The organism is Providencia rettgeri (assembly GCF_023205015.1).
GTDB classification, from domain to species: Bacteria; Pseudomonadota; Gammaproteobacteria; order Enterobacterales; family Enterobacteriaceae; genus Providencia; species Providencia rettgeri_E.
Genome location: NZ_CP096258.1, coordinates 3,499,668 through 3,523,806, shown reverse-complemented (window position 1 = coordinate 3,523,806; position 24,139 = coordinate 3,499,668). Strand labels below are relative to the sequence as shown.

22 protein-coding genes are annotated in these 24,139 nt (G+C 40.7%); 18 read left to right on the top strand and 4 right to left on the bottom strand.

The features are described from left to right. Window positions 1–31: 31 nt before the first annotated feature. The 11 genes from bamA to tilS all read left to right on the top strand — a co-directional run bounded on the left by bamA (window position 32) and on the right by tilS (window position 14,106). Complete coding sequence (bamA, locus tag M0M83_RS16000; protein WP_213913021.1) at window positions 32–2,446, top strand: outer membrane protein assembly factor BamA; 2,415 nt, start codon at window positions 32–34, stop codon at window positions 2,444–2,446. 89 nt (window positions 2,447–2,535) lie between these two features. Then, window positions 2,536–3,030: a molecular chaperone Skp gene (gene skp / locus M0M83_RS15995; protein WP_125890283.1), complete on the top strand. Its 495-nt coding sequence runs from the start codon at window positions 2,536–2,538 to the stop codon at window positions 3,028–3,030. Between the two features lie 3 nt (window positions 3,031–3,033). Further along, on the top strand, window positions 3,034–4,071 hold the full coding sequence (gene lpxD, locus M0M83_RS15990) for a UDP-3-O-(3-hydroxymyristoyl)glucosamine N-acyltransferase (RefSeq protein WP_125890282.1): 1,038 nt from the start codon (window positions 3,034–3,036) through the stop codon (window positions 4,069–4,071). Window positions 4,072–4,199: 128 nt separating this feature from the next. Next, window positions 4,200–4,652 carry a 3-hydroxyacyl-ACP dehydratase FabZ gene (fabZ, locus tag M0M83_RS15985; RefSeq protein WP_004257450.1) on the top strand — a complete coding sequence of 151 codons (453 nt, stop codon included), beginning with the start codon at window positions 4,200–4,202 and terminating at the stop codon, window positions 4,650–4,652. A gap of 1 nt (window position 4,653) precedes the next feature. Next, window positions 4,654–5,451 carry an acyl-ACP--UDP-N-acetylglucosamine O-acyltransferase gene (gene lpxA, locus M0M83_RS15980; protein ID WP_248466935.1) on the top strand — a complete coding sequence of 266 codons (798 nt, stop codon included), beginning with the start codon at window positions 4,654–4,656 and terminating at the stop codon, window positions 5,449–5,451. A 44-nt stretch (window positions 5,452–5,495) separates the two neighbouring features. After that, window positions 5,496–6,647 carry a lipid-A-disaccharide synthase gene (lpxB, locus tag M0M83_RS15975; protein ID WP_125890280.1) on the top strand — a complete coding sequence of 384 codons (1,152 nt, stop codon included), beginning with the start codon at window positions 5,496–5,498 and terminating at the stop codon, window positions 6,645–6,647. Next, the gene (gene rnhB / locus M0M83_RS15970; protein ID WP_248466934.1) at window positions 6,647–7,240 is read left to right on the top strand and encodes a ribonuclease HII; all 594 of its coding nucleotides are present in this window, start codon (window positions 6,647–6,649) and stop codon (window positions 7,238–7,240) included. The genes lpxB and rnhB overlap by 1 nt, the downstream gene beginning before the upstream one ends. 11 nt (window positions 7,241–7,251) lie before the next feature. After that, window positions 7,252–10,734 carry a DNA polymerase III subunit alpha gene (dnaE, locus tag M0M83_RS15965; RefSeq protein WP_213913019.1) on the top strand — a complete coding sequence of 1,161 codons (3,483 nt, stop codon included), beginning with the start codon at window positions 7,252–7,254 and terminating at the stop codon, window positions 10,732–10,734. Between the two features lie 12 nt (window positions 10,735–10,746). After that, the gene (gene accA / locus M0M83_RS15960; protein ID WP_125890277.1) at window positions 10,747–11,706 is read left to right on the top strand and encodes an acetyl-CoA carboxylase carboxyl transferase subunit alpha; all 960 of its coding nucleotides are present in this window, start codon (window positions 10,747–10,749) and stop codon (window positions 11,704–11,706) included. A gap of 146 nt (window positions 11,707–11,852) precedes the next feature. Then, on the top strand, window positions 11,853–12,740 hold the full coding sequence (locus tag M0M83_RS15955; protein ID WP_125890276.1) for a DMT family transporter: 888 nt from the start codon (window positions 11,853–11,855) through the stop codon (window positions 12,738–12,740). A 13-nt stretch (window positions 12,741–12,753) separates the two neighbouring features. Continuing rightward, a complete protein-coding gene (tilS, locus tag M0M83_RS15950; protein ID WP_248466932.1) occupies window positions 12,754–14,106 on the top strand; it encodes a tRNA lysidine(34) synthetase TilS in 1,353 nt (450 codons plus the stop codon). 63 nt (window positions 14,107–14,169) lie between these two features. Here the strand turns inward: tilS and rof are convergent, their stop codons facing one another. Further along, complete coding sequence (gene rof, locus M0M83_RS15945; RefSeq protein ID WP_102139922.1) at window positions 14,170–14,433, bottom strand: Rho-binding antiterminator; 264 nt, start codon at window positions 14,431–14,433, stop codon at window positions 14,170–14,172. Between the two features lie 271 nt (window positions 14,434–14,704). On the opposite strand from rof, the gene nlpE reads away from it, so the two are divergent. The 7 genes from nlpE (at window position 14,705) to chbG (ending at window position 21,049) form a co-directional block, all read left to right on the top strand. Then, complete coding sequence (gene nlpE, locus M0M83_RS15940) at window positions 14,705–15,361, top strand: envelope stress response activation lipoprotein NlpE (protein ID WP_125890274.1); 657 nt, start codon at window positions 14,705–14,707, stop codon at window positions 15,359–15,361. 367 nt (window positions 15,362–15,728) lie between these two features. After that, the gene (locus M0M83_RS15935) at window positions 15,729–16,049 is read left to right on the top strand and encodes a PTS sugar transporter subunit IIB (protein WP_248466929.1); all 321 of its coding nucleotides are present in this window, start codon (window positions 15,729–15,731) and stop codon (window positions 16,047–16,049) included. A gap of 114 nt (window positions 16,050–16,163) precedes the next feature. Further along, window positions 16,164–17,522 (top strand): PTS N,N'-diacetylchitobiose transporter subunit IIC, encoded by a 1,359-nt coding sequence (chbC, locus tag M0M83_RS15930; RefSeq protein ID WP_125890273.1) that lies wholly within the window; start codon window positions 16,164–16,166, stop codon window positions 17,520–17,522. Window positions 17,523–17,565: 43 nt separating this feature from the next. Further along, window positions 17,566–17,913: a PTS N,N'-diacetylchitobiose transporter subunit IIA gene (chbA, locus tag M0M83_RS15925; RefSeq protein WP_248466928.1), complete on the top strand. Its 348-nt coding sequence runs from the start codon at window positions 17,566–17,568 to the stop codon at window positions 17,911–17,913. Window positions 17,914–17,923: 10 nt separating this feature from the next. Then, a complete protein-coding gene (chbR, locus tag M0M83_RS15920; RefSeq protein WP_125890271.1) occupies window positions 17,924–18,790 on the top strand; it encodes a transcriptional regulator ChbR in 867 nt (288 codons plus the stop codon). 109 nt (window positions 18,791–18,899) lie between these two features. Beyond that, a complete protein-coding gene (locus M0M83_RS15915) occupies window positions 18,900–20,258 on the top strand; it encodes a 6-phospho-beta-glucosidase (RefSeq protein WP_248466927.1) in 1,359 nt (452 codons plus the stop codon). Between the two features lie 35 nt (window positions 20,259–20,293). Continuing rightward, complete coding sequence (gene chbG / locus M0M83_RS15910) at window positions 20,294–21,049, top strand: chitin disaccharide deacetylase (protein WP_213914636.1); 756 nt, start codon at window positions 20,294–20,296, stop codon at window positions 21,047–21,049. 65 nt (window positions 21,050–21,114) lie between these two features. Here chbG and proS read toward each other — a convergent pair whose 3' ends face one another. The 3 genes from proS to rcsF all read right to left on the bottom strand — a co-directional run bounded on the left by proS (window position 21,115) and on the right by rcsF (window position 24,061). Continuing rightward, window positions 21,115–22,833, bottom strand: a complete 1,719-nt coding sequence (gene proS, locus M0M83_RS15905) for a proline--tRNA ligase (protein WP_248466926.1) — start codon at window positions 22,831–22,833, stop codon at window positions 21,115–21,117. A gap of 99 nt (window positions 22,834–22,932) precedes the next feature. After that, a complete protein-coding gene (tsaA, locus tag M0M83_RS15900; RefSeq protein WP_248466925.1) occupies window positions 22,933–23,652 on the bottom strand; it encodes a tRNA (N6-threonylcarbamoyladenosine(37)-N6)-methyltransferase TrmO in 720 nt (239 codons plus the stop codon). A gap of 7 nt (window positions 23,653–23,659) precedes the next feature. Next, window positions 23,660–24,061, bottom strand: a complete 402-nt coding sequence (gene rcsF, locus M0M83_RS15895) for an Rcs stress response system protein RcsF (protein WP_125890266.1) — start codon at window positions 24,059–24,061, stop codon at window positions 23,660–23,662. Window positions 24,062–24,139 lie beyond the last annotated feature (78 nt).

Below are 24,139 nucleotides of genomic sequence, written 5' to 3'. Positions count from 1 at the left end.
TGGGGACCAGTAAGGAATACGCATAACAACGATGGCGATGAAAAAGTTGCTCATAGCGTCGCTGCTTTTCGGCAGCGCCACTGCATACGGTTCAGACGGATTCGTAGTTAAAGACATTCGTTTCGAAGGTCTACAACGCGTCGCCGTTGGTGCAGCATTATTGAACATGCCAGTTAGGGTTGGCGATTCAGTTGATAACGATGATATCAGCCGTTCGATCCGTTCCCTATTTTCAACCGGTAACTTCGAAGATGTTAGGGTCCTGCGTGATGGAAACACGCTGATCGTTCAAGTAAAAGAACGACCAACGATTGCCAGTATCACCTTTACAGGTAATAAGTCTGTTAAAGATGATATGCTCAAGCAGAACTTGGAAGCTTCGAATATCCGCGTTGGTGAGGCACTTGACCGCACGACAATTGCGAATATCGAAAAAGGTTTAGAAGACTTTTACTATAGCGTTGGTAAATATAATGCAACAGTAAAAGCTGTTGTAACACCTTTGCCGCGTAATCGTGTGGATTTAAAATTTGTTTTCTCTGAAGGTGTTTCAGCTCAAATTCAGCAAATTAATATTGTGGGTAATAAGAATTACACCACAGCAGAATTAGTTAATAAGCTGCAATTGCGTGATGATGTACCTTGGTGGAACCTGGCTGCAGACCAAAAATATCAGAAGCAAAAACTGGCGGGTGACTTAGAAACGCTGCGCAGTTTTTATCTTGATCGCGGATATGCACGTTTTAACATTGACTCCACGCAAGTCAGTCTGACCCCAGACAAAAAAGGCATTTATATTACGATTAACATCACTGAAGGCGATCAATATAAAATATCTGGCGTCGAGGTTAATGGTAATACAGCGGAACACTTATCCGAAATCCAAGAACTTATCACTATCACACCGGGAGAATTATATAACGGTGCTCAAGTGACGAGCATGGAAAACAAAATCAAAGATATGTTTGGCCGTTATGGTTATGCGTATCCTCGAGTCATGACACAACCTGAAATCAACGATGCAGATAAAACAGTTAAATTGCATTTAAATATTGATGCAGGTAACCGTTTCTATGTACGTGAAATCCGTTTCCAAGGTAATGACACCAGTAAAGATACCGTTTTACGCCGTGAAATGCGTCAAATGGAAGGCGCATGGCTCGGAAATGACCTTGTTGAACTGGGTAAAGAACGTTTGAATCGTACTGGTTACTTTGAAACGGTTGATGTTGAAACTCAACGTGTTCCTGGTAGCCCTGACCAAGTTGATGTTATCTACAAGGTTAAAGAGCGTAATACTGGTTCAATGAACTTCGGTATCGGTTTTGGTACTGAAAGTGGTGTGAGCTTCCAAGTTGGGGTTACACAAGATAACTGGTTGGGTACAGGTAACGCGGTTGGTATTAACGCAAGTAAAAATGATTACTCAACTAACGTTGAATTCTCATTTACTGACCCGTACTTCACGGTTAATGGTGTGAGCTTAGGCGGTCGTATTTTCTATAACGACTTTAGTGCAAAAGATGCAGACTTGTCAGGCTATAACAACAAAACGTATGGTTTAGACAGTTTCTTAAGCTTCCCATTCAATGAAAATAACTCTTTCCGTCTCGGTGCGGGTTATGTTCATAACCGACTTTCAGATATGCGTGCTCAAGCTGCTATGTGGGATTACCTTGATTCTATGGGTAAAAATCCACCAGTTACAACAGATGGACGCAATAAAGAAAGCTTTGATGCGGATGACTTTACGTTAAACTTAGGTTGGACTTATAACTCGTTGAATCGTGGTTTCTTCCCGACATCGGGTAATAAAACAAACGTCTCGGCTAAAGTGACAATACCTGGCTCTGATAACGAATACTATAAACTGCGCTTTGATACAGCACAGTATTACCCACTGGATGAAGACGAAAGTTGGGTTGTTCTGGGACGCGCACAAGCAGGTTATGGTGATGGTATTGGTAGTAAGCAAATGCCATTCTATGAAAACTTCTATGCGGGTGGTTCAAGCACCATTCGTGGTTTCCGTTCGAATAATATCGGTCCAAAAGCAGTTTACCTGAAGAAAGTGAATGGAAAAGATGGTCCTGAGCCGGGAAGCCCATCCAGTGATGCGGTCGGTGGTAATGCGATGTACGCAGCATCATTTGAATTAATCACTCCGACTCCATTTATTGATGAAAAATATTCGAACTCAGTTCGTACATCTTTGTTCGTTGATGCGGGTACGGTATGGGACACGAATTGGAATAGTATCCCAGCAGCTTGGCGTGCAGGTATGCCTGACTATGGTAAGGCATCTAACGTTCGAGTGTCTACGGGTGTGGCTTTACAATGGATGTCCCCACTTGGACCACTGGTCTTCTCTTATGCGCAGCCGATTAAGGACTACGAAGGGGATAAATCAGAACAGTTCCAATTTAATATTGGTAGAACGTGGTAATCTACTACAGTTTCTACTTATGATGGCTCCCATAATTTTGTGGGAGCAACCAAAATTTCCAGCCATACGTATGGGTTAAGGAGTTTAGTGTGAAAAAATTGTTGTGTGCAGCGGGTGTGAGTATTGCTTTAGCAATGTCTGCGGGGGCTTATGCTGAGAAAATCGCTATCGTCAATGTCGGTGAAATTTTCCAAAATATGCCAGCGCGTGAAGCCGTTGCTAAACAGCTTGAAAGTGAATTCAAAAGCCGTGCGACTGAGTTACAAAATCTAGAGAAAGATTTGCAAACTCGTGTTGAAAAATTGCGCCGTGATGGTGCAACAATGAAACAAAGTGAGCGCGAAAAGCTTGAATCTGAACTCATGACTAAACGTGATCAATTTGCTGAAAAAGCTCAAAAATTTGAAGAAGACAACCGTCGTCGTCAAGGCGAAGAGCGTGCTAAAATTTTAACTCGTATTCAGAACTCTATTAAGTCTGTTGCAGCTAAAGAAGGCTATGATGTCGTTATCGATGCAAATGCAGTAGCTTATGCAAAAGATAGCGTTGACATTACAAGTCAGGTTCAAAAACAGGTTAAATAATAGATGTCTTCAATTCGATTGGCTGACCTTGCTCAGCAGTTGAATGCGCAATTACACGGTGATGGTGATATTACCATCACTGGTATTGCTCCAATGCATTCAGCGAATAATCAACAGATTACTTTTCTATCTGATAGCCGTTATAGTGATAAATTGGCTGATTGCCAAGCTGCAGCGGTGGTTCTCACAGCAAAAGATCTCGAAGCCTGCAAAGTTGCAGCACTGGTTGTTGATAACCCGTATCTGGCTTATGCGAAAATGGCTCAAATAATGGATACAACGCCAAGTCCGGCTGAAGATATCCATGCATCAGCGGTCATTGCTGATGATGCAAAACTTGGTAAGAATGTCGCAATTGGCGCAAATGCCGTTATCGAAAGTGGTGTTGAGCTTGGCGATAATGTGGTGATTGGCGCAGGTTGTTTTGTGGGCAAAAATACGCGTATTGGTACAGGAACCCGTTTGTGGGCGAATGTTAGCGTATACCACAATGTTGAGATTGGCGAACACTGTTTGGTTCAATCTGGCACAGTAATTGGCTCTGATGGTTTCGGCTATGCGAATGATCGTGGTAATTGGGTCAAAATTCCTCAATTAGGCACAGTGATCATCGGCGATCGTGTTGAGATCGGTGCGAGCACGACCATTGACCGCGGTGCTTTAGATAACACAGTGATTGGTAATGGGGTTATTATCGATAACCAGTGCCAAATTGCACATAATGTCATAATTGGTGATAATACCGCAGTTGCTGGAGGTGTTATCATGGCGGGTAGTTTAAAAATCGGCCGCTACTGTATGATTGGTGGTGCTAGTGTCATCAACGGCCATATGGAAATTTGCGATAAGGTCACAGTAACAGGAATGGGGATGGTCATGAGACCTATCACTGAACCGGGAGTGTATTCTTCGGGGATCCCTTTACAGCCTAATAAATCTTGGCGTAAAACAGCTGCTTTAGTCTTAAATATCAATGAGATGAATAAGCGACTGAAACATGTCGAGCGTGAATTAGATAGCCAAAATCAAAAAAATCAGTAATCATTTTGTAATTCAGGCTAAAATAGTTATCTGAGTTACGTTTTCCGGCCTGCCAGTTAACCTAATCTAAGGTTAAAGCAGGCCGATTCATTAATTAAACCGTATTAATAGACAGGAAGAGTATTTCGATGAGTGATAATCATACTCTGAATATAGAAGAAATCTTAGAACTGCTTCCACACCGTTACCCATTCCTTTTGGTTGACCGTGTATTAGATTTTGAAAAAGGCAAATCATTGCGTGCAGTGAAAAATGTGTCATTTAACGAGCCATTTTTCCAAGGACATTTCCCAAGCAAACCGATTTTTCCAGGCGTATTAATTTTAGAAGCCATGGCACAAGCAACAGGGATCCTTGCGTTTAAAAGCGTTGGGAAATTAGAGCCTGGTGAGTTGTACTATTTTGCAGCGATAGACAATGCGCGTTTTAAACGTCCAGTTCTGCCTGGGGACCAAATGGTCTTAGAAGTTGAATTTATCAAAGAACGTCGTGGAGTTGCACGTTTTAAAGGTGTTGCTAAAGTTGATGGAGAAGTGGCCTGCGAAGCAGAAATGATGTGCGCCCGTCGCCGTGAGGTCTGATATGATTGATAATACAGCCTATATTCATCCATCTTCTATCGTAGAAGATGGCGCTATCATCGGTGCCAATGTTCAAATTGGCCCTTTTTGCTATATTGGCGCGAATGTCGAAATTGGCGAAGGTACTGAGTTGAAATCTCATGTTGTCGTTAATGGTCATACAAAAATAGGCCGTGACAATGTGATTTTCCAGTTCGCTTCCATCGGTGAAATTAACCAAGATCTTAAATACCAAGGTGAACCAACGCGAGTTGAAATCGGGGATAGAAACCGTATTCGCGAAAGTGTCACTATTCACCGTGGTACCGTTCAAGATGTTGGCTTGACAAAAGTGGGCAACGACAATTTACTGATGGTGAATGTGCACATTGCCCATGATTGTATCATTGGAAACCGTTGTATTATTGCAAATAACGGTACGCTAGGTGGCCATGTAACACTGGGTGATTATGCCATTATTGGTGGTATGACCGCAGTTCACCAATTCTGTAAAATTGGTGCCCATGTTATGGTCGGTGGTTGTTCTGGTGTTGCACAAGACGTGCCGCCTTATGTCATTGCACAAGGTAACCACGCGACACCATTTGGTTTAAATCTTGAAGGTTTAAAACGCCGTGGTTTTGAAAAAGAATCACTACATGCTATCCGTAATGCATACAAGGTGTTGTATCGTTCAGGTAAATCGTTAGAAGAAGCCCGTGATGAAATCGCAGAAATGGCAAAATCCAATGAACACGTGAAAGTGTTTAGTGATTTCTTAGAGGATTCTGCGCAGTCTAAACGTGGTATTATTCGTTAATTTAGTATTAATGAATCGAGGCCTTTAATAAGGAGCGAATTTCGGTGAATAATAGCCGCCCACTTACTATTGGCCTTGTTGCCGGAGAAACATCTGGTGATATTCTCGGTGCAGGGCTTATCCGTGCACTTAAAGAACAAATACCTGATGCTCGCTTTGTTGGTGTTGCTGGCCCTTTAATGCAAGCCGAGGGTTGCGAAGCTTGGTATGAAATGGAAGAGCTTGCTGTCATGGGCATTGTTGAAGTCCTTGGCCGCCTGCCTCGGTTATTATCCATCCGTAAGGATTTAACCCAGCGTTTTACCGAACTGCAACCTGATGTTTTTGTTGGAATTGATGCCCCTGATTTTAATATTACCCTCGAAGGCCGTTTGAAATCTAAAGGTATCAAAACCATTCATTACGTTAGCCCATCAGTTTGGGCATGGCGCCAAAAGCGGGTATTTAAAATTGGTCGTTCAACGAATTTAGTATTAGCTTTTTTACCTTTTGAAAAAGCATTTTACGATCGTTTTAATGTTCCTTGCCGTTTTATCGGGCACACAATGGCCGATGCCATTCCATTACATCCTGATAAACAAGCCGCTCGACATCGATTGAATATTCCTGAACATGCTAAATGTTTAGCTTTACTGCCGGGAAGCCGCCATTCCGAAGTCGAAATGCTTAGTGCAGATTTCCTCAATACAGCGAAAATATTACAGCGTAATATCCCAGATTTACATATTGTGGTGCCGTTGGTGAATGAAAAACGCCGTCAGCAGTTTGATGAGATAAAAGAAAACACTGCACCTGAATTGGCAGTCCATATTTTAGATGGTCAAGCACGTGATGCGATGATTGCAGCGGACGCGACGTTATTAGCATCGGGAACGGCGGCACTCGAGTGCATGTTAACAAAATGCCCAATGGTGGTGGGGTATCGTATGAAACCTTTCACTTTTTGGTTAGCAAAACGATTAGTAAAAACGCCGTATGTTTCTTTGCCTAATTTATTAGCAGAAAAAGAGATTGTTAAAGAGTTACTCCAAGAGGAGTGTCAGCCTGATAAACTCGCACAGCAGTTACTCCCATTACTCAATGGTGGCGAGCAGGTTGAAAACTTGAAGCTCACTTTTTTGCAATTACATCAGCTCATTCGTTGTGATGCAGATAAACAAGCGGCTGAAGCGGTATTAGAGATGGTCAAAAATTAATGGAATTTATCTATCCAAAAGCAAATATAATTGCTGGTGTTGATGAGGTGGGCCGAGGTCCATTAGTTGGCGCTGTAGTGACTGCAGCGGTGATCCTTGATCCCAATAAGCCAATTGCAGGGCTGGCAGACTCAAAAAAACTCACCGAAAAAAAACGTGAGAAATTATTTGATGAAATTCAGGAAAAAGCGCTGTGTTGGTGCATCGGCCGCGCAGAGCCAGAAGAAATTGATAATATAAATATATTACATGCAACCATGTTAGCTATGCAGCGCGCCGTTGCAGGTTTATCTATTGTTCCTGAGTATGTTCTCATTGACGGCAACCGCTGCCCTGAGTTGCCAATGCCTTCACAGGCAGTAATTAAAGGCGACAGTTTAGTACAAGAAATTAGCGCGGCATCCATTTTAGCTAAAGTGATCAGAGATAGGGAAATGGTTGAGCTAGACATAGCCTTTCCTGAATATGGCTTTGCGAAGCATAAAGGCTATCCAACGGCTTATCATTTAGAAAAATTGGCGCAGTATGGCGCAACCGAATTCCATCGTAAAAGCTTTGCTCCTGTGAGAAGAGCTTTAGACAGCAATAAGTAGGTATTAGGTCGATGGCATCACCTCGTTTTATTCATTTACGCGTCCACAGTGACTATTCCATGATTGATGGGCTAGCCAAAACGGGGCCACTGGTTAAAAAAGTGGCTTCGATGGGCATGCCTGCGTTTGCGATCACCGATTTTACTAACCTTTGTGGGTTAGTCCGGTTTTATGGTGCAGCGCATGGGGCGGGGATCAAGCCAATTATTGGTGCTGATTTTTATGTGGAAAGTGAACTATTAGGTGATGAAATATCCCACTTAACTGTTTTGGCACGTAATAATGAAGGTTATCAAAACCTTACCTTACTAATTTCTGAAGCATACCAAAAGGGCTATGGTGCGGTTGGGCCAACCATAAAACGAGAATGGCTGGCCAAGCACAAAGACGGCTTGATTCTGCTGTCAGGTGGCCGTAAAGGGGATGTCGGGCAATTTCTATTAAGGGGAAATCAAGCCTTAGTGGATGAGTGCCTTGCATTCTATGAAACCCATTTTCCAGATAGCTACTATTTAGAATTGGTTAGGACAGGGCGACCTGATGAAGAGAGTTATCTACATGCGGCTGTCGAGTTAGCGACTAAAAAAGGCCTACCTGTCGTTGCAACGAATGATGTTTGCTTTATTGAAAGTAGTGATTTTGATGCTCATGAAATACGTGTTGCTATCCATGATGGTTTTACATTAGTCGATCCCAAAAGGCCTAAAAATTATAGCCCTCAGCAATATTTACGTTCCGAAGAAGAGATGTGTGAGCTGTTTGCTGACATCCCTGAAGCGCTAGAAAACAGTGTAGAGATTGCTAAGCGTTGTAATGTAACTATCCGTCTAGGTGAATACTTCTTACCTCAATTCCCAACAGGGGATATGAAAACAGAAGACTTTTTAGTTATGCGCTCTAAAGAAGGGCTCGAAGAGCGTTTAGAATTTTTATTTCCTGATGAAAAAATTAGAGCAGAAAGACGTCCTGAGTATGATGAACGTTTAGACATCGAACTCAACGTAATCAACCAAATGGGTTTCCCCGGCTACTTCTTGATTGTTATGGAGTTTATCCAATGGTCGAAGGATAACGGCGTACCCGTTGGGCCAGGACGAGGCTCAGGGGCGGGTTCCCTTGTTGCCTACGCATTAAAAATTACAGACCTTGACCCACTGGAATTTGATTTACTGTTTGAGCGTTTTTTGAACCCTGAGCGTGTTTCCATGCCTGACTTTGACGTCGATTTCTGCATGGAAAAACGCGATCAAGTGATTGATCACGTGGCTCAAATGTATGGCCGTGAGGCGGTTTCTCAAATCATTACCTTTGGTACGATGGCGGCAAAAGCGGTTATCCGCGACGTGGGGCGCGTACTTGGGCATCCATATGGTTTTGTTGATAGAATTTCAAAATTAGTGCCGCCAGATCCTGGTATGACACTGGAAAAAGCGTTCGAAGCAGAACCTCAGTTACCTGAGATTTATGAGGCTGATGAAGAGGTTAAAGCGCTTATCGATATGGCGCGTAAACTCGAAGGTGTCACACGAAATGCCGGTAAACATGCAGGTGGGGTGGTTATCGCTCCAACTAAAATTACGGACTTTGCCCCACTTTATTGTGATGCGGAAGGCAATAACCCCGTCACACAATTCGATAAAAACGATGTCGAATATGCAGGGCTAGTGAAGTTCGACTTCCTCGGCTTACGGACGTTGACGATCATTAACTGGGCGTTGGAAATGATCAACGCGCGTCGCGCTAAGAAAAACTTAGAGCCGATTGATATTGCTGCTATTCCGCTACACGATCAAAAAAGTTTTGATATGCTGCAGCGCTCAGAAACCACAGCGGTATTCCAGTTAGAATCACGTGGAATGAAGGACTTAATTAAGCGATTACGTCCTGACTGCTTCGAAGATATGATCGCACTGGTAGCATTGTTCCGTCCAGGACCACTGCAGTCAGGCATGGTAGATAACTTTATTGACCGTAAGCATGGTCGTGAAGAAATTTCGTACCCAGATGTGCAGTGGCAACATGAATCATTAAAACCTGTTCTAGAGCCCACATATGGTATTATTTTATACCAAGAACAGGTTATGCAGATTGCTCAGGTTTTAGCTGGGTACACACTCGGCGGTGCAGATATGCTGCGCCGTGCGATGGGAAAAAAGAAACCTGAAGAAATGGCGAAGCAGCGTTCTGTTTTTGAAGAGGGAGCAATCAAAAACGGGGTAGACGGCGAGTTATCAATGAAAATCTTTGACTTGGTAGAGAAATTTGCCGGTTATGGGTTTAATAAATCGCATTCAGCTGCCTATGCATTAGTTTCATACCAAACACTGTGGCTCAAAGCCCACTATCCCGCTGAATTTATGGCAGCAGTCATGACCGCAGATATGGATAACACGGAAAAAGTGGTTGGTTTAGTTGACGAATGTTGGCGCATGGGCTTAAAAGTATTGCCACCAGATATCAATAGTGGGCTTTATCACTTCCATGTGAATGATGAAGGTGAGATAGTTTACGGCATCGGTGCAATTAAAGGGGTCGGTGAAGGCCCGATTGAAGCGATTGTTGAAGCGCGTCAACAAGGCGGGATATTTAAAGAGATTTTTGACCTTTGTGCGCGAGTTGATATTAAAAAAATTAACCGTCGTGTGATGGAAAAGCTTATTATGGCAGGGGCATTTGACCGATTAGGCCCTCACCGTGCAGCATTGATGTCTTCCCTTGAGGATGCGTTAAAAGCGGCTGACCAACATGCTAAAGCAGAGGCAATAGGCCAAGCAGATATGTTTGGTGTCTTAGCGGAAGCACCCGAACAAGTTGAAAGTTCATATGCAAGCGTACCTAAATGGCCAGAGCAGGTGGTATTGGATGGTGAACGCGAGACGCTTGGTTTATATTTAACAGGGCATCCAATAACACGATACTTGAGCGAAATAGAGCGTTATACTAACGGGCTTAGATTAAAAGATGTGAACCCCACCCCTCGTGGTCAAGTGACAACTGTGGTAGGTTTAGTACTTTCAGCTAAAGTGATTACAACCAAGCGTGGAAATAGAATTGGTATTTGTACGCTTGATGATCGTTCCGGTCGTCTGGATATTATGTTATTTTCAGATGCGCTCGATAAATACCAACATATGTTGGAAAAAGACAATATCCTGATAGCCACCGGTCAGGTCAGCTTTGATGATTTCAATGGTGGTAATAAAATGACAGTGCGTGAGTTAATGGACATTAGTGAAGCAAGGGAAAAATATGCTCGAGGACTTGCAATTTCACTGTCAGATAAACAAATTAACGATCAATTGCTGAACCGGCTTCGTAGCACTCTTGAACCTCATCGTTCAGGAACGATCCCGGTTCATCTGTATTACCAGAAGGATGATGCCAGAGCCAAGCTTAAATTTGGTGTTGTTTGGCGTGTGACGCCAGTGGATCTTCTTCTGAACGATCTTCGAACTCTGCTGGGTAGTGAGCAGGTAGAATTAGAATTTGACTAAAATAGGAATATTATGAGTCTGGATTTTCTTGATTTTGAACAGCCAATCGCAGAATTAGAAGCGAAAATTGATTCTCTAACAGCGGTTAGCCGTCAAGATAACAACTTAGAAGTCAACCTAGATGAAGAGGTTGCTCGTTTACGTGAAAAAAGTGTTGAACTGACACGTAAAATTTTCTCTGATCTAGGAGCTTGGCAAATCGCTAAACTCGCTCGTCACCCACGTCGTCCATATACATTGGATTATATTTCTCGCATTTTTACTGATTTCCAAGAATTAGCAGGGGATCGTGCTTATGCAGATGATAAAGCCATTGTTGGTGGGATGGCGCGTCTAGATGGCCGTCCAGTCATGATTATTGGGCATCAGAAAGGGCGTGAGACAAAAGAAAAAATCCGTCGTAATTTTGGTATGCCAGCCCCAGAAGGTTACCGTAAGGCATTGCGTCTGATGGAACTGGCTGAGCGTTTTAACTTGCCTATTATTACCTTTATCGATACCCCTGGAGCTTATCCGGGCGTTGGTGCTGAAGAGCGCGGCCAATCAGAAGCTATCGCTCGTAATTTACGTGAAATGTCTCGTTTATCTGTTCCGGTCATTTGTACCGTTATTGGTGAAGGTGGCTCTGGTGGTGCACTTGCTATCGGTGTGGGTGATAAAGTCAATATGCTGCAATACAGCACTTATTCTGTTATTTCACCAGAAGGCTGTGCATCTATTCTGTGGAAAAGCGCAGATAAAGCACCATTAGCAGCAGAAGCAATGGGGATTACGGCTCCACGCCTTAAAGAATTAAAATTAATTGATAATGTGATCCCTGAACCATTAGGCGGTGCACATCGTAATTATGATGAAATTGCAGAACAGTTAAAAGCACGCCTGACTGAAGATTTAGACGAATTAGAAGCGTTAGATGCTGAAGCATTGAAAAACCGTCGCTATCAGCGCCTGATGGACTATGGTTATTGTTAATCATTAACAGCTAATCGTTAATAAAAACGGGAGTTTGCTTTTGCCAGCTCCCGTTTTTTATTTTTAAGCTAGTCATTTTTAATGATAACAGAGTGTTTTGATTTAAATTATTCATCTGCTGAGAATAACAATAGATAGGAACTAGGGTGCGACAATATAATTATTTGCTATATGCTTTTACTTGCGTATTGATATGGAGCTTTATTCCTATTGTCTCTCGTTTTGGGCAGGAAGGTATGGATAGTTTCCAATTCCTTTTCTGGTCAAACTTAATTTCTGCGATATCTGTAATTATTGTTGCGTTTGCTTCAGGATATCGGCTAACAAAATTGTTTATTTTGCCAAGAGATGTACTAATCAAAGTCTTTGTTCTTGGGTTTCTTGATTGTTTATTCTACTTGTTACTGTACTACGGATATTCCATTGAAAATGGTATCGCCGTATTGGTCATTCAATATAGCTGGCCATTAGTTATTATCTTGTTATCAGTGGTATTGCTAAAAGACAAATTAGTGGGAAGACAAGTCGTTGGTATCATTATTGGCTTTATTGCAGTAATTATCACTTTCACCAAAGGGCAAATTACTCAACTTCATGTTGAAAATCCAACAGCATTATTACTGGTTTTTAGTGGTGCATTTTGTTTCGCACTAATGTCAGTTTTCTCCCGCCAATATTCGATTGACCCTTATATTAGTACCGTATGGTTATTTATTTTTTCAACGCTGACTTCTTTTGTCTTATTGATGCTGTTCAGTGAAATGAGATTACCTTCAAAAGCCGCTTTTTGGCCAACATTAGTTAATGGCATTTTAATCAATGGAGTGTCTTATATTTTGTGGTTCAAGGCGATGAATACAGGGCATTCAGCAAAAATTGCTTCTGTGATATTTTTATCTCCCGTATTATCGGTACTCTGGTTAGTGTTAATCTTAAATGATGCTTTTGAAGTTGCTTATATTGCAGGGGTATTACTAGTAATTATTTCTGGTATTTTGTGTATTGGTTCCAAAAAACATGGTCAGAAATTATGAGAAGGGCGAACAAATGATACAGCATTCGCAAGTCATTGTTGAACGGGTTCTCAATAAAATAAACGGTATTCAAAAAATTCTAGTGGGGTTCAGTGGCGGTATTGATTCAACTGTTTTATTACATGCGCTTTATCTTATTCGGCAACAGCAACTCCCTTCACTAGAAATTCGCGCTATTCATGTTCACCATGGGTTGAATAGTAAAGCAAATGAATGGGAGCAGCACTGTGCTCAATTATGTTTACAGTGGGACATTCCTTTCATTTGCCGACATGTCGTGGTTGACTCAAGCCAAAAAGGTATTGAAGCTGCGGCACGAGATGCCCGTTATCAGGCTTACCGAGAAGAGTTACAAGAGGGTGAGGTGTTAGTCACAGCTCAACACCTTGATGACCAAGCAGAAACTTTCATGTTAGCGCTAAAGCGTGGCAGTGGGCCTGCTGGGTTATCTTCAATGCCTGAAGTATTAGCTTTTACCGCGTGTAGTGGCTCAACATGGTTGTTACGTCCATTGCTTACAACGCCTCGTATAGCGCTAGAAGCTTATATGCAAGAGCAGAAATTATCGTGGGTTGAAGACGATAGTAACCAAGATGACCGTTATGATAGAAATTTTTTGCGATTGAATGTCATGCCAGTTTTGGTTGAGCGCTGGCCTCATTTTTCTAGTGCAGTTGCCCGTAGTGCGGCGCTATGTGCGGAGCAAGAAAGCTTACTCGATGAATTATTAAAAGACACCCTTGAAAACATGATGGACTATCGAGGCGGGCTATTTATTGATGACCTGAAAGCCTGCTCATCATCAAAGCGCAATGCACTTATTCGTCGCTGGGTTGGGTTGCATCAGCTACCCATGCCACCTTTTAATCAATTGGAACGAATTTGGCAAGAAGTGGCATTAGCTCGTCAGGATGCGGATCCTATTTGCCAACTAGGGCAATTTGAAATTCGTCGTTATCAGGGGGCGTTGTGGGTTGTTAAGCGAATTAATAGCTTAGTAAATCAACAGTTTGAATGGGACTTTCCTAAGGTTTTTAAATTGCCTGGATCCTTGGGAATTTTACGGGTTATGGAAGGTGAGGGGCAAATACGTCCGCCCAAACCAGATGAAATGGTGACAATTCGTTTTGGGCTGCAAGGCACGCTAAACATTGTAGGGCGTCATCGTTCCAGAAGCAGTAAGAAGATCTGGCAAGAATTAGGTGTAGCGCCATGGATGAGAGAAAGAGTGCCATTAATCTATTATAACGACCAGCTCATTACCGCAGTAGGGTGCTTTATTACCCCTGAGGGGGTAGTTGATGAAGCGTCTCTGGGGATTGCTATCGATTGGCAAAAAGAGGGTGAATTTAAGGTATTGCACTAATGAGAAGCCCCTTATGACTGTGATTACCATAAGGGGCTATAGAAGGACTCAAAATCGTGAGTATTAGTGAGAGTGGTCGACAACAATCGTGCCGATTTCTGGATGACTGAAGGAAATTATGCAATCCAATCTTAACTCCTTGGTTCCTTCATGTGTTTCAACAATCAGGTACTCAACTTTTTTTCGTAGGAGTAAATCACTGGCCTGCCCCTCAATATTCATGCCGTCATTAAGTGCTATTTGCAACTTTAGTTGGCGTTGGCATGCGATTTCTAGATATTCGTAATCATCACAATTGATAGGTTGATATTCAGTATCTGTAGACATATTCCCTCACCACTGTGTTAGTGGCGGTTATTGCCGCCTTGAACATGTTGTACCAAGCAAAAATGTGCTTAATACGATAATAGCATAGTAACTTTAATAACTATAATCACAGCGAAGGGAAAAAGACAATTCTTATTCGCCAAATCAATGCATAACGTATTTGATCAGTAATGTCCGAATTTTCTTCGGTATGCCATATTTTTATTAGATGAAATGCTATGATGCTTATATTGGTTAATAAGTCAAAACACACGGTTTTAAGGGAATTATAATGAAAAAATCACTAATGTTAGTCTTAATGGCGGTTGGAAGCATTACGTTAGCTGGCTGCCAAAGTGCGACAAAAAATACTGATGCAGCACCAGTCGATAAAGTCTATACAGGGGTTTTACCTTGTGCTGATTGCTCTGGTATTGAGGCAACATTGTTAGTTAACCAAGATGGTAGTTATGTTGAACAACTGGTTTATTTAGGCACTAGAGATGGTGATACCGCTTTTCATGATACTGGTAAGTGGGATATAGAAAATAATAAATTACGTGCAACTAATCCTAAAGGTGAAAGTACTTATTTTGCTCAGTCGGAAGATGGCCAATCAGTGACCTTATTGGATTTAGAAGGCAATCCGATTGAAACACAGATGAATTATACATTAGACCAAGTTAAGCCGAGTAAAAAAGTGGGACAGTACCGCTATATGGCTGATGCCGCTGTCTTCACAGAGTGTGCTAGTGGTCGTCAATACGCAACTTCTGGCATCGAATTAGAAAAAGCGTATGGTGAAACAGGAGTTGATGGTGGTACGCCTGTCTACGCAGAAATTGAAGGTTATTATACAATTCGCCCTTCAATGGAAGATGGCCAGTTTGATGCCGCATTAGTACCAACTGGTGAGATTAAATTCGACAAAACAGCTTCTTGTAACTAATTCGTACTTTCTCTTTCTTAAAAAGACCCCTTTCAGTTGAAGTGGGTCTTTTTTTGGGCTGTAAATGTTCGATTAAAATGTCGTATTACCCACCTTTAATTCATTTCTTGTCATTATTTGATATCAATATAACTTTTTTATTGACGCAAAATATTTATATAAATGTGAAGGTCGTCATAGCTGATGGTCAATAGGAGACAATTGTTAGCTAGTTTGAATTATCGTAAGTGCAGGGAAGACAGTATACTCCCTTCAACTAGAGATAATTATGTTCTTTAGTGTGCAAGGTTAGATTACATGATAAGCCTATAAGAAAATTTATAAGTCACAGCGGTAATAAAAAATAGAACGAATTAAAGGATAAGGAATGAATAAGAAAAATATTTATCTATTTTGTTCTGCAGGAATGTCTACCTCACTGCTAGTTAACAAAATGAGACTGCAAGCAGAAAAATACGATGTACCTGTCAATATAGAAGCCTTCCCTGAAAGCTTAGCTTCAGAAAAAGGTGTCGATGCGGATGTCATATTGCTGGGCCCGCAAATTGCGTGGATGTTATCGGATATTCAGAAATTATTACCTAATAAGCCAGTTGAAGTCATTGATTCACTCTTATACGGAAAAGTGGATGGGCTTGGTGTACTAAAAGCCGCCGTTGCAATTATAAAAAAACAAACAGCAAGTTAATACCCATAAGCTATTTACTACCTCTACAACATAATAACTCCATCAATACTAACGCTATGAATACAACGTAATAAGTTAAGAATGGAGCACACTCAAAAAATTGAGGGTATTTTTATGAGTCTTTTTATCACTTCGCTTGAAAAGGTACTCCTTCCATTCGCGGTTAGATTGGGAAAGCAACCTCATGTTAATGCAATAAAGAATGGTTTTATTCGAATTATGCCTCTGACCTTAGTTGGGGCGATGTTTGTGTTAATTAATAATGTTTTTCTGAGTTTTGATACAGGGTCATTTTTCTATTCTTTGGGGGTTAGACTAGAGCCATCAACGATAGAAACACTAAATGGTTTTAAAGTTATCGGTGGAAATGTTTATAACGGGACATTGGGGATTATGTCCTTAATGGCGCCTTTCTTCATTGCAATGGCACTTGCAGAAGAGAGAAAAGTTGATCCACTCGCTGCTGGTTTGTTGGCTGTTGCTTCTTTTATGACAGTCACGCCTTATGACGTTAATGGTGCTTATGCTGTTGGCGCTAATTGGCTCGGTGGGGCAAATATCATTTCAGGGATCATTCTTGGTCTAGTCGTTGCTGAAATGTTCGCTTTTATTGTTCGCCGTAATTGGGTGATTAGATTGCCAGATAGCGTACCTCCATCCGTCTCACGCTCATTTTCTGCACTTATTCCTGGTTTTATTATCTTATCGATTATGGGAATTGTGTCGTGGGCACTAAGTGGCATTAGTAGTAATTTCCACCAAATCATTATGGACACAGTATCCACACCACTTGCCTCTATGGGGAATGTTGTTGGCTGGGCATATGTAGTATTTACGTCTCTCTTATGGTTCTTTGGTATTCACGGCTCTCTTGCATTAACCGCATTAGACAGTGGAATAATGACACCGTGGGCATTAGAAAACGTGTCTTTATATGCAGAGTATGGTTCAGTTGACGCTGCGATTGCCGCGGGTAAATCTTTCCATATGTGGGCAAAACCGATGCTTGATTCCTATGTATTCTTAGGTGGAACCGGGGCTACATTAGGATTAATTATTGCTATCTTTATTGCATCTCGTCGTGCCGATCATCGCCAGGTTGCGAAATTAGCATTACCAGCAGGTATTTTCCAAATTAATGAGCCGATTATCTTTGGTCTGCCGATCATTATGAACCCAGTCATGTTTATTCCATTTATTCTTATTCAGCCTCTATTGGCTGGAATAATGGTCGCAGCTTATTATTTAGGGATTATCCCACCCGTGACGAATATCGCACCATGGACAATGCCAACAGGGCTAGCTGCATTCTTCAATACTAATGGTAGTATCGCTGCCTTATTACTTGCATTATTTAACCTTGGTGTGGCGGTACTCGTTTATCTACCATTCGTTGTGATTTCGAATAAAGCACAAAACACAATCGATGAAGAAGAAAGTGAAGAAGATATTGCTAACGCACTGAAGTTTTAAAATAGGGAGGAGCGTGCTCCTCCCATTAAAAAGAGATAAAAATATGTTTGAACTTAATGATATCCAAGACGATACCGCTACGGATGAGCTTGAAGAAGTTGTTATGGGGCTGATTATTAATTCGGGGCAAGCAAGAAGCTTAGCTTATACTGCATTAAAAAAGGCGAAAGAAGGTGACTATGAGACAGCAAAAAGTTTAATGGCGCAATCGCACTCTTCGCTGAATGAGGCGCATAAAGTGCAAACTCAATTGATTGAAAGTGATATGGGGGAAGGACGGATCAAAGTTAGCTTAGTCCTTGTTCATGCACAAGATCATTTAATGAATGCCATGTTAGCCCGTGAATTAATTACAGAGTTAATTGAGTTACATGAAAAATTAAACCATTAGAGAGGGAGCCATGATGCAGGCACTGATGAATAGAACCGACACTAATGCTGAAGTTAAACTAGTTCAAGAAAGTGAGCTTTTTAATAATAAAACCTTTCATGTCTTTATTTATAATAAAGTTGAGAGTGCAAGTGGACTGCATCAACATGATTATTATGAGTATATGATCGTTTTAACGGGTCGTTGTTACCAAATAATTAATGGAAAAAAAGTTTTATTAGAGCGAGGGGATTTTATTTTTCTTCCGATAGGCTCTTATCACGAAAGCGCTTATGATTTTGGGCCAACACGAATATTGAATGTTGGTATTAGCAAATCATTTTTTGATAAGCATTATTTACCACTATTACCAAGTTGCTTTGTTGCATCACAAGGCTATCAATTGAAAAATGAATTTATGGCTTATATAGAGTCTGTGATCGCATCGTTAAATTTTCGCGACAGTGAATTTAATGAATTTATTGAATTAGTTACATTTAATGTGGTAAATCGATTACGTCATTATCGTGAAAAAAGTATGCGAGATGATGCACCTCAGTGGTTAAAAAGTACATTGGAAGAAATGCATGATATCGCTATGTTTAGTGAAAGCGCTCTACAAAATATGATCGCTATAACGGGGAAATCACAAGAATACTTAACCCGAGCAACAAAACGTTATTATGGCAAAACGCCAATGCAGATTATTAATGATATCAGAATTAATTTTGCTAAAAAGCAACTTGAAATAACTAACTATTCAATTACAGATATTGCTTTTGAATCAGGTTATAGCAGTCCAAGTTTATTTGTGAAAAAATTTAAAGAACTAACTTCATTAACACCGAGTGATTATCGAAAAAATCTATTTAGTGTTGAACAAAAAATGGTAGGTTAAATTATTACCTAAATAAGCTTTCCATTTCCAAAAATCTCTAGCATACCCATCTTTTTTATAAAGATGGTGTGCTTTTCTATGTCTATTATAAAGGTACAATGAGGTTAATATGACTCAGAAACAGAAATTAAAAGTTGTCACTATTGGCGGAGGGAGTAGCTACACTCCTGAATTACTGGAAGGTTTTATTAAACGTTACCATGAATTACCTATTACTGAATTGTGGTTAGTGGATGTTGAAGAAGGTAAAGAAAAATTAGATATTATCTATAATTTATGCGAGCGAATGGTTAAACATGCCAATATACCACTCAAAATATTTAAAACGCTTGATAGGCGAGAAGCATTAAAAGACGCTGATTTTGTCACAACTCAATTAAGAGTTGGGCAATTAAAAGCACGTGAATTAGATGAATCAATCCCCTTAAAACATGGTTATTTAGGACAAGAAACCAATGGTGCTGGTGGATTATTTAAAGGGCTACGAACTATACCTGTAATTTTTGACATTATTAAAGATGTCGAAGAGATTTGCCCTAACGCATGGGTAATTAATTTTACCAACCCAGCAGGGATGGTAACTGAGGCGGTATATCGCCATACCAACTTCAAACGTTTTATTGGTGTTTGTAATATCCCAATCGGTATGAAAATGTTTATTACCGATGTTTTAAAATTATCCAATAGTGATGAATTATCTATCGATTTATTTGGTTTAAACCATATGGTTTTTATCAAAGATGTTATTGTAAATGGTTCATCGCGATTTAATGAATTATTAGAGGGTATTGCCTCTGGAACGTTAAGTGCAAATTCAGTTAAAAATATTACTGACCTTGCTTTTGATGAAGGGTTAATTCGAGGGTTAAATCTGATCCCGTGTTCCTATTTATTGTATTACTTTAAACCAAAGGAAATGCTAGCGATTGAGCTTGGTGAGTATTATAAAGGTGGTGCTAGGGCACAGATTGTACAAAAAGTTGAGCACCAATTATTTGAACTATATAAAAACCCAACATTAGATGTAAAACCTAAAGAGCTTGAATTACGAGGTGGAGCTTATTATTCAGATGCGGCTTGTGAAGTCATCAATGCGATATACAATGACAAACAAACTGAGCACTACGTTAATATTCCACATCATGGACATATTGGTAATATCCCTGAAGACTGGACAGTCGAAATGACATGCATATTAGGTCATGATGGTGCAAAACCGCATCCACGTGTAAAACATTTTGATGATAAAGTCCTTGGCTTAATTTATACCTTAAAAAATTTTGAAGTTGCGACTAGCAAAGCCGCAGTAAATGGCCAGTTTAATGATGTGTTACTGGCGATGAATTTAAACCCATTGATTCACTCAGATAACGATGCGCGTTTAATTTCTAAGGAATTACTTATCGCCCATAAAAAATATCTACCGAACTTTGCTAAAGCAATACAACAGCTTGAGCAAGAAGGTTAATAAGCGAAATAGCTTATCGTATTAAGGGAGAGCATATGGCTGTATTACTTATTGTGAATGCCGATGATTTTGGACTTTGTGAAGCGGTTAATTACGGCATTATCGAATCTCATCGTAATGGAGTTGTTCATTCGACTAGCGCGATGATGAATATGCCCGCAATATCCCATGCGGCTAAATTAAGCCAAGAAAATCCGAATTTAGCTGTGGGTATGCATTTTGTTTTAACTGCGGGAAAGCCTTTCTCATCAATGCCGACACTTAGCCGTGGTGGGATGTTGGGCAAATGGCTCTGGGATATTGATATTAATGATTTACCATTGGTTGAAATTGAACAAGAGTTAAATCTGCAATATCAAAAATTTATCGAAATTTTTGGTCGAAAACCGAGCCATATTGATAGTCATCATCATATCCATATGATAGAAGGTATTTTTCCGATTGTTGTTGCTTTCGCCCAAGAAAAGGGCGTTGCATTGCGAGTTGACCGCCAATTAGAGAAAAATTGGCCGCCATTATCATATCAAGTGGCAAGCACTGACTGTTTCAGCAGTGAGTTTTATGGTGATGAAATTTCAGAAGCATTGTTTTTGAAGATTATTAATGAAGCTAAAGCACAAGGGAATAACTCTATTGAAGTTATGAGCCATCCTGCTTTTATTGATAATGAATTACTAAAAAGTAACTATGCTTATCCACGTTTAAATGAATTGGAAGTATTAACATCTGAGCGTTTAAAATCACAGATTTTGGTGGATGGTTTTAAGATTGGTTCGTACCGAGATATTTAAAGAAAAAGCCCAAATTCAATGGATTAACTGAAATTTGGGCTTTATTTTCTAGCTTTTAACCTATTTTATTTACCGAGCTTACCTTTTAGGAAGCTAATGACATTTTCTAGGCCAACCAGTTCTTTATCATCACTACGGCGTGATTTATATTCAATTTGGTTATTGTCTAAGTTGCGGTCACCGATAACGATAGTGTATGGAACACCAATCAACTCCATATCGGCAAACATCACGCCTGGGCGCTCTTTACGGTCATCGAAAATCACATCAATACCGCTTGCTTTTAGGTCCGCATAAAGTTTTTCTGCAACTTCTTTAACACGATAAGATTTGTGCATATTCATCGGTAAAATAGCCACTTGGAACGGAGCAATTGCATCCGGCCAAATAATTCCGCGGTCATCATGGCTTTGTTCAATAGCAGCAGCAACAATACGCGTTACACCGATGCCATAACAGCCCATAGTGACTATTTGGTTATGTCCATCCTCATTCTGGACTGAAGCTTTCATTGCTTCTGAATATTTAGTGCCTAATTGGAATATATGACCAACTTCGATACCGCGTTTAATTTGCAGTACACCTTTACCGTCTGGGCTTGGGTCACCTTCAACTACGTTACGTAAATCAAAAGCTTGTGGTAATGCTAAATCACGTTCCCAGTTGATACCAAAATAGTGTTTTCCATCAATATTTGCACCTGCACCAAAGTCGCTCATCACTGCAACGCTACGGTCGATAACAATCGGCAGTGGCATATTTACAGGGCCTAAAGATCCAGGGCCTGCATTCACCGCATTTCTAATTTCAGCTTCAGTGGCAAATTCTAATGGGCTAGCGACTAAAGGATGTTTTTCTGCTTTGATTTCATTTAACTCATGGTCGCCTCGAATTAGCAAAGCGACAAGTGAATGGCCTGAATCCTTTTTCGCATGAACAATCAATGTCTTAATGGTTTTTTCAACAGGCAAATTGAATTGTTCAACAAGCTCTGCGATTGTTTTTGCATTTGGCGTATCCACCAAGCGCATCTCTTCTGTTGGAGCGCAACGTGGTGTTGTTGGTGCTAATGCTTCTGCAAATTCAATGTTAGCTGCGTAATCAGATTCAGTAGAGAAAATGACGTCATCTTCACCATTTTTCGCTAATACTTGGAATTCGTGGGATGCGCTACCACCGATAGAGCCAGTGTCAGCTTGAACAGCACGAAAATCAAAGCCAATACGCGTAAAAATTTTGCTGTAGGCTTCGTACATCGCATCATAGGTTTCTTGCAATGATTCTTGGCTAGTGTGGAAAGAGTACGCATCTTTCATAATAAATTCACGCGAGCGCATCACGCCAAAACGTGGGCGAACTTCATCACGGAATTTGGTTTGAATTTGAAATAAATTCAATGGCAATTGTTTGTAAGACGTGATTTCGTTACGCACTAAATCTGTAATCACTTCTTCATGAGTCGGACCGAGAACAAACGGGCGCTCACCACGATCAACAAAACGCAGCAATTCAGGACCATACTGTTCCCAACGACCACTTTCTTGCCATAAATCTGCAGGTTGAACGACGGGTAAAGATACCTCTATAGCGCCTGCATTTTCCATTTCTTCACGGACGATGGTTTCTACTTTACGTAGAACACGCACACCAGTGGGTAACCAGTCATACAGACCAGAAGCAAGTTTACGGATCATTCCTGCACGCAGCATCAGCTGATGGCTGATAACTTCTGCATCCGCAGGGGTCTCTTTTAGAGTTGAGAGCAGATATTTGCTAGTACGCATTGTATAGGTTCCATTAGAACAATAAGTTATGGCAAACGATTTATTTGCCAAGGTATATAGTGAGCTAGTCTACCAGTGACGGAGGCTTGCCAAAAGGGGTTAACGTGATTTTTCGCATGGTTCGATAGCGAATACTTCAGTCACACCATCAATTACTCGCCAACGAATATTAAAATCTAATAAATGAACGGCATAGTCACGTGTTTCAGTAGATTGTTTTTTGTATGCGGGGCGAGGGTCTTGCATTAAGACTTGTGAAATAAATTGTTTAATACCCGGATACTGATTTTGATAAACATCTAATTCAGTTTCTAGTTGTGGGGTAAATATAACCTGCATATCATCTGAAGGTGTGTCTTGTGCATATCCTGCGGTTGCGTTTGATACTGCTTCAGCAAAAGGTAAATAAGGTTTTATATCGATAACCGGGGTGCCATCAACTAAATCAAGGCTACCAAGCTCAAGGATCACCTGGTTGTTTTTGATTGTTATTCCACGTAATTCAACAAGTGACATACCTATTGGGTTTGGCCTAAAAGTTGAACGAGTCGCAAAAACACCCATTTTTTCATTCCCCCCGAGTCTTGGAGGACGCACGAGTGGTTTCCAACCATTTTCCATCGTTTGATGAAAAACGAATAAAACCCACACATGGCTAAATTGATTGAGTCCTCGTACTGAATTAGGGTCGTTAAATGGCGAATGCAAATGTAAGCGGCCCACACCAGCCTGAACAAGTCCAGGTTGGCGAGGGATTGCAAACTTTTCTTTATACGGAGATTCAATGTGCCCAATAACATTAAACTGAAAAGATTGCATAAGATATTTATTCAACAATTTGTAATGCGCTGCCTTCACAAATTGTTGCCTGATAGCAACCCGGAGAGGTCATAGTTTGGCACTGATGTAAAAGTACGGCATCAGCAGCAATATAGGCAGCTTGTGATAACATGCTTTTTTTTGCGGTATTTAAATTTGCCGGAGGGCTTTGAACGCTTTCTCGACAAGATTCACCGGAGACAACACCCAAATCTTTGAAAGGCATCCCTAATAACTCTTCTGGGCTGTTCATTAATTTAACGTTTGCTGTGTCTGGCTCTGCTACTTTCGGTACAGGTTTAGACAATTTCATACTAGTGAAACCTTTATTTTGCCCTGGACTCGTGTATTGGTTAATTCCACACCCGGCTAACACAAATGTTACCAAAGTGAGCAATAACAGTCTCATAAGTTATACCTTTCTTATATTATTCAAAATAATGCCGCGTTGTTTTTATAGTCTATAAATTACAAAAAATACTAGACG

Coding starts and splice junctions, on each gene's coding strand:
- nlpE (WP_125890274.1), top strand. CDS start 14,705: ATGAAAAAATCACTAATGTTAGTCTTAATGGCGGTTGGAAGCATTACG.
- fabZ (WP_004257450.1), top strand. CDS start 4,200: ATGAGTGATAATCATACTCTGAATATAGAAGAAATCTTAGAACTGCTT.
- chbR (WP_125890271.1), top strand. CDS start 17,924: ATGATGCAGGCACTGATGAATAGAACCGACACTAATGCTGAAGTTAAA.
- M0M83_RS15935 (WP_248466929.1), top strand. CDS start 15,729: ATGAATAAGAAAAATATTTATCTATTTTGTTCTGCAGGAATGTCTACC.
- accA (WP_125890277.1), top strand. CDS start 10,747: ATGAGTCTGGATTTTCTTGATTTTGAACAGCCAATCGCAGAATTAGAA.
- tsaA (WP_248466925.1), bottom strand. CDS start 23,652: ATGCAATCTTTTCAGTTTAATGTTATTGGGCACATTGAATCTCCGTAT.
- dnaE (WP_213913019.1), top strand. CDS start 7,252: ATGGCATCACCTCGTTTTATTCATTTACGCGTCCACAGTGACTATTCC.
- rnhB (WP_248466934.1), top strand. CDS start 6,647: ATGGAATTTATCTATCCAAAAGCAAATATAATTGCTGGTGTTGATGAG.
- proS (WP_248466926.1), bottom strand. CDS start 22,833: ATGCGTACTAGCAAATATCTGCTCTCAACTCTAAAAGAGACCCCTGCG.
- tilS (WP_248466932.1), top strand. CDS start 12,754: ATGATACAGCATTCGCAAGTCATTGTTGAACGGGTTCTCAATAAAATA.
- lpxA (WP_248466935.1), top strand. CDS start 4,654: ATGATTGATAATACAGCCTATATTCATCCATCTTCTATCGTAGAAGAT.
- bamA (WP_213913021.1), top strand. CDS start 32: ATGGCGATGAAAAAGTTGCTCATAGCGTCGCTGCTTTTCGGCAGCGCC.
- rcsF (WP_125890266.1), bottom strand. CDS start 24,061: ATGAGACTGTTATTGCTCACTTTGGTAACATTTGTGTTAGCCGGGTGT.
- chbA (WP_248466928.1), top strand. CDS start 17,566: ATGTTTGAACTTAATGATATCCAAGACGATACCGCTACGGATGAGCTT.
- lpxD (WP_125890282.1), top strand. CDS start 3,034: ATGTCTTCAATTCGATTGGCTGACCTTGCTCAGCAGTTGAATGCGCAA.
- M0M83_RS15915 (WP_248466927.1), top strand. CDS start 18,900: ATGACTCAGAAACAGAAATTAAAAGTTGTCACTATTGGCGGAGGGAGT.
- rof (WP_102139922.1), bottom strand. CDS start 14,433: ATGTCTACAGATACTGAATATCAACCTATCAATTGTGATGATTACGAA.
- chbC (WP_125890273.1), top strand. CDS start 16,164: ATGAGTCTTTTTATCACTTCGCTTGAAAAGGTACTCCTTCCATTCGCG.
- chbG (WP_213914636.1), top strand. CDS start 20,294: ATGGCTGTATTACTTATTGTGAATGCCGATGATTTTGGACTTTGTGAA.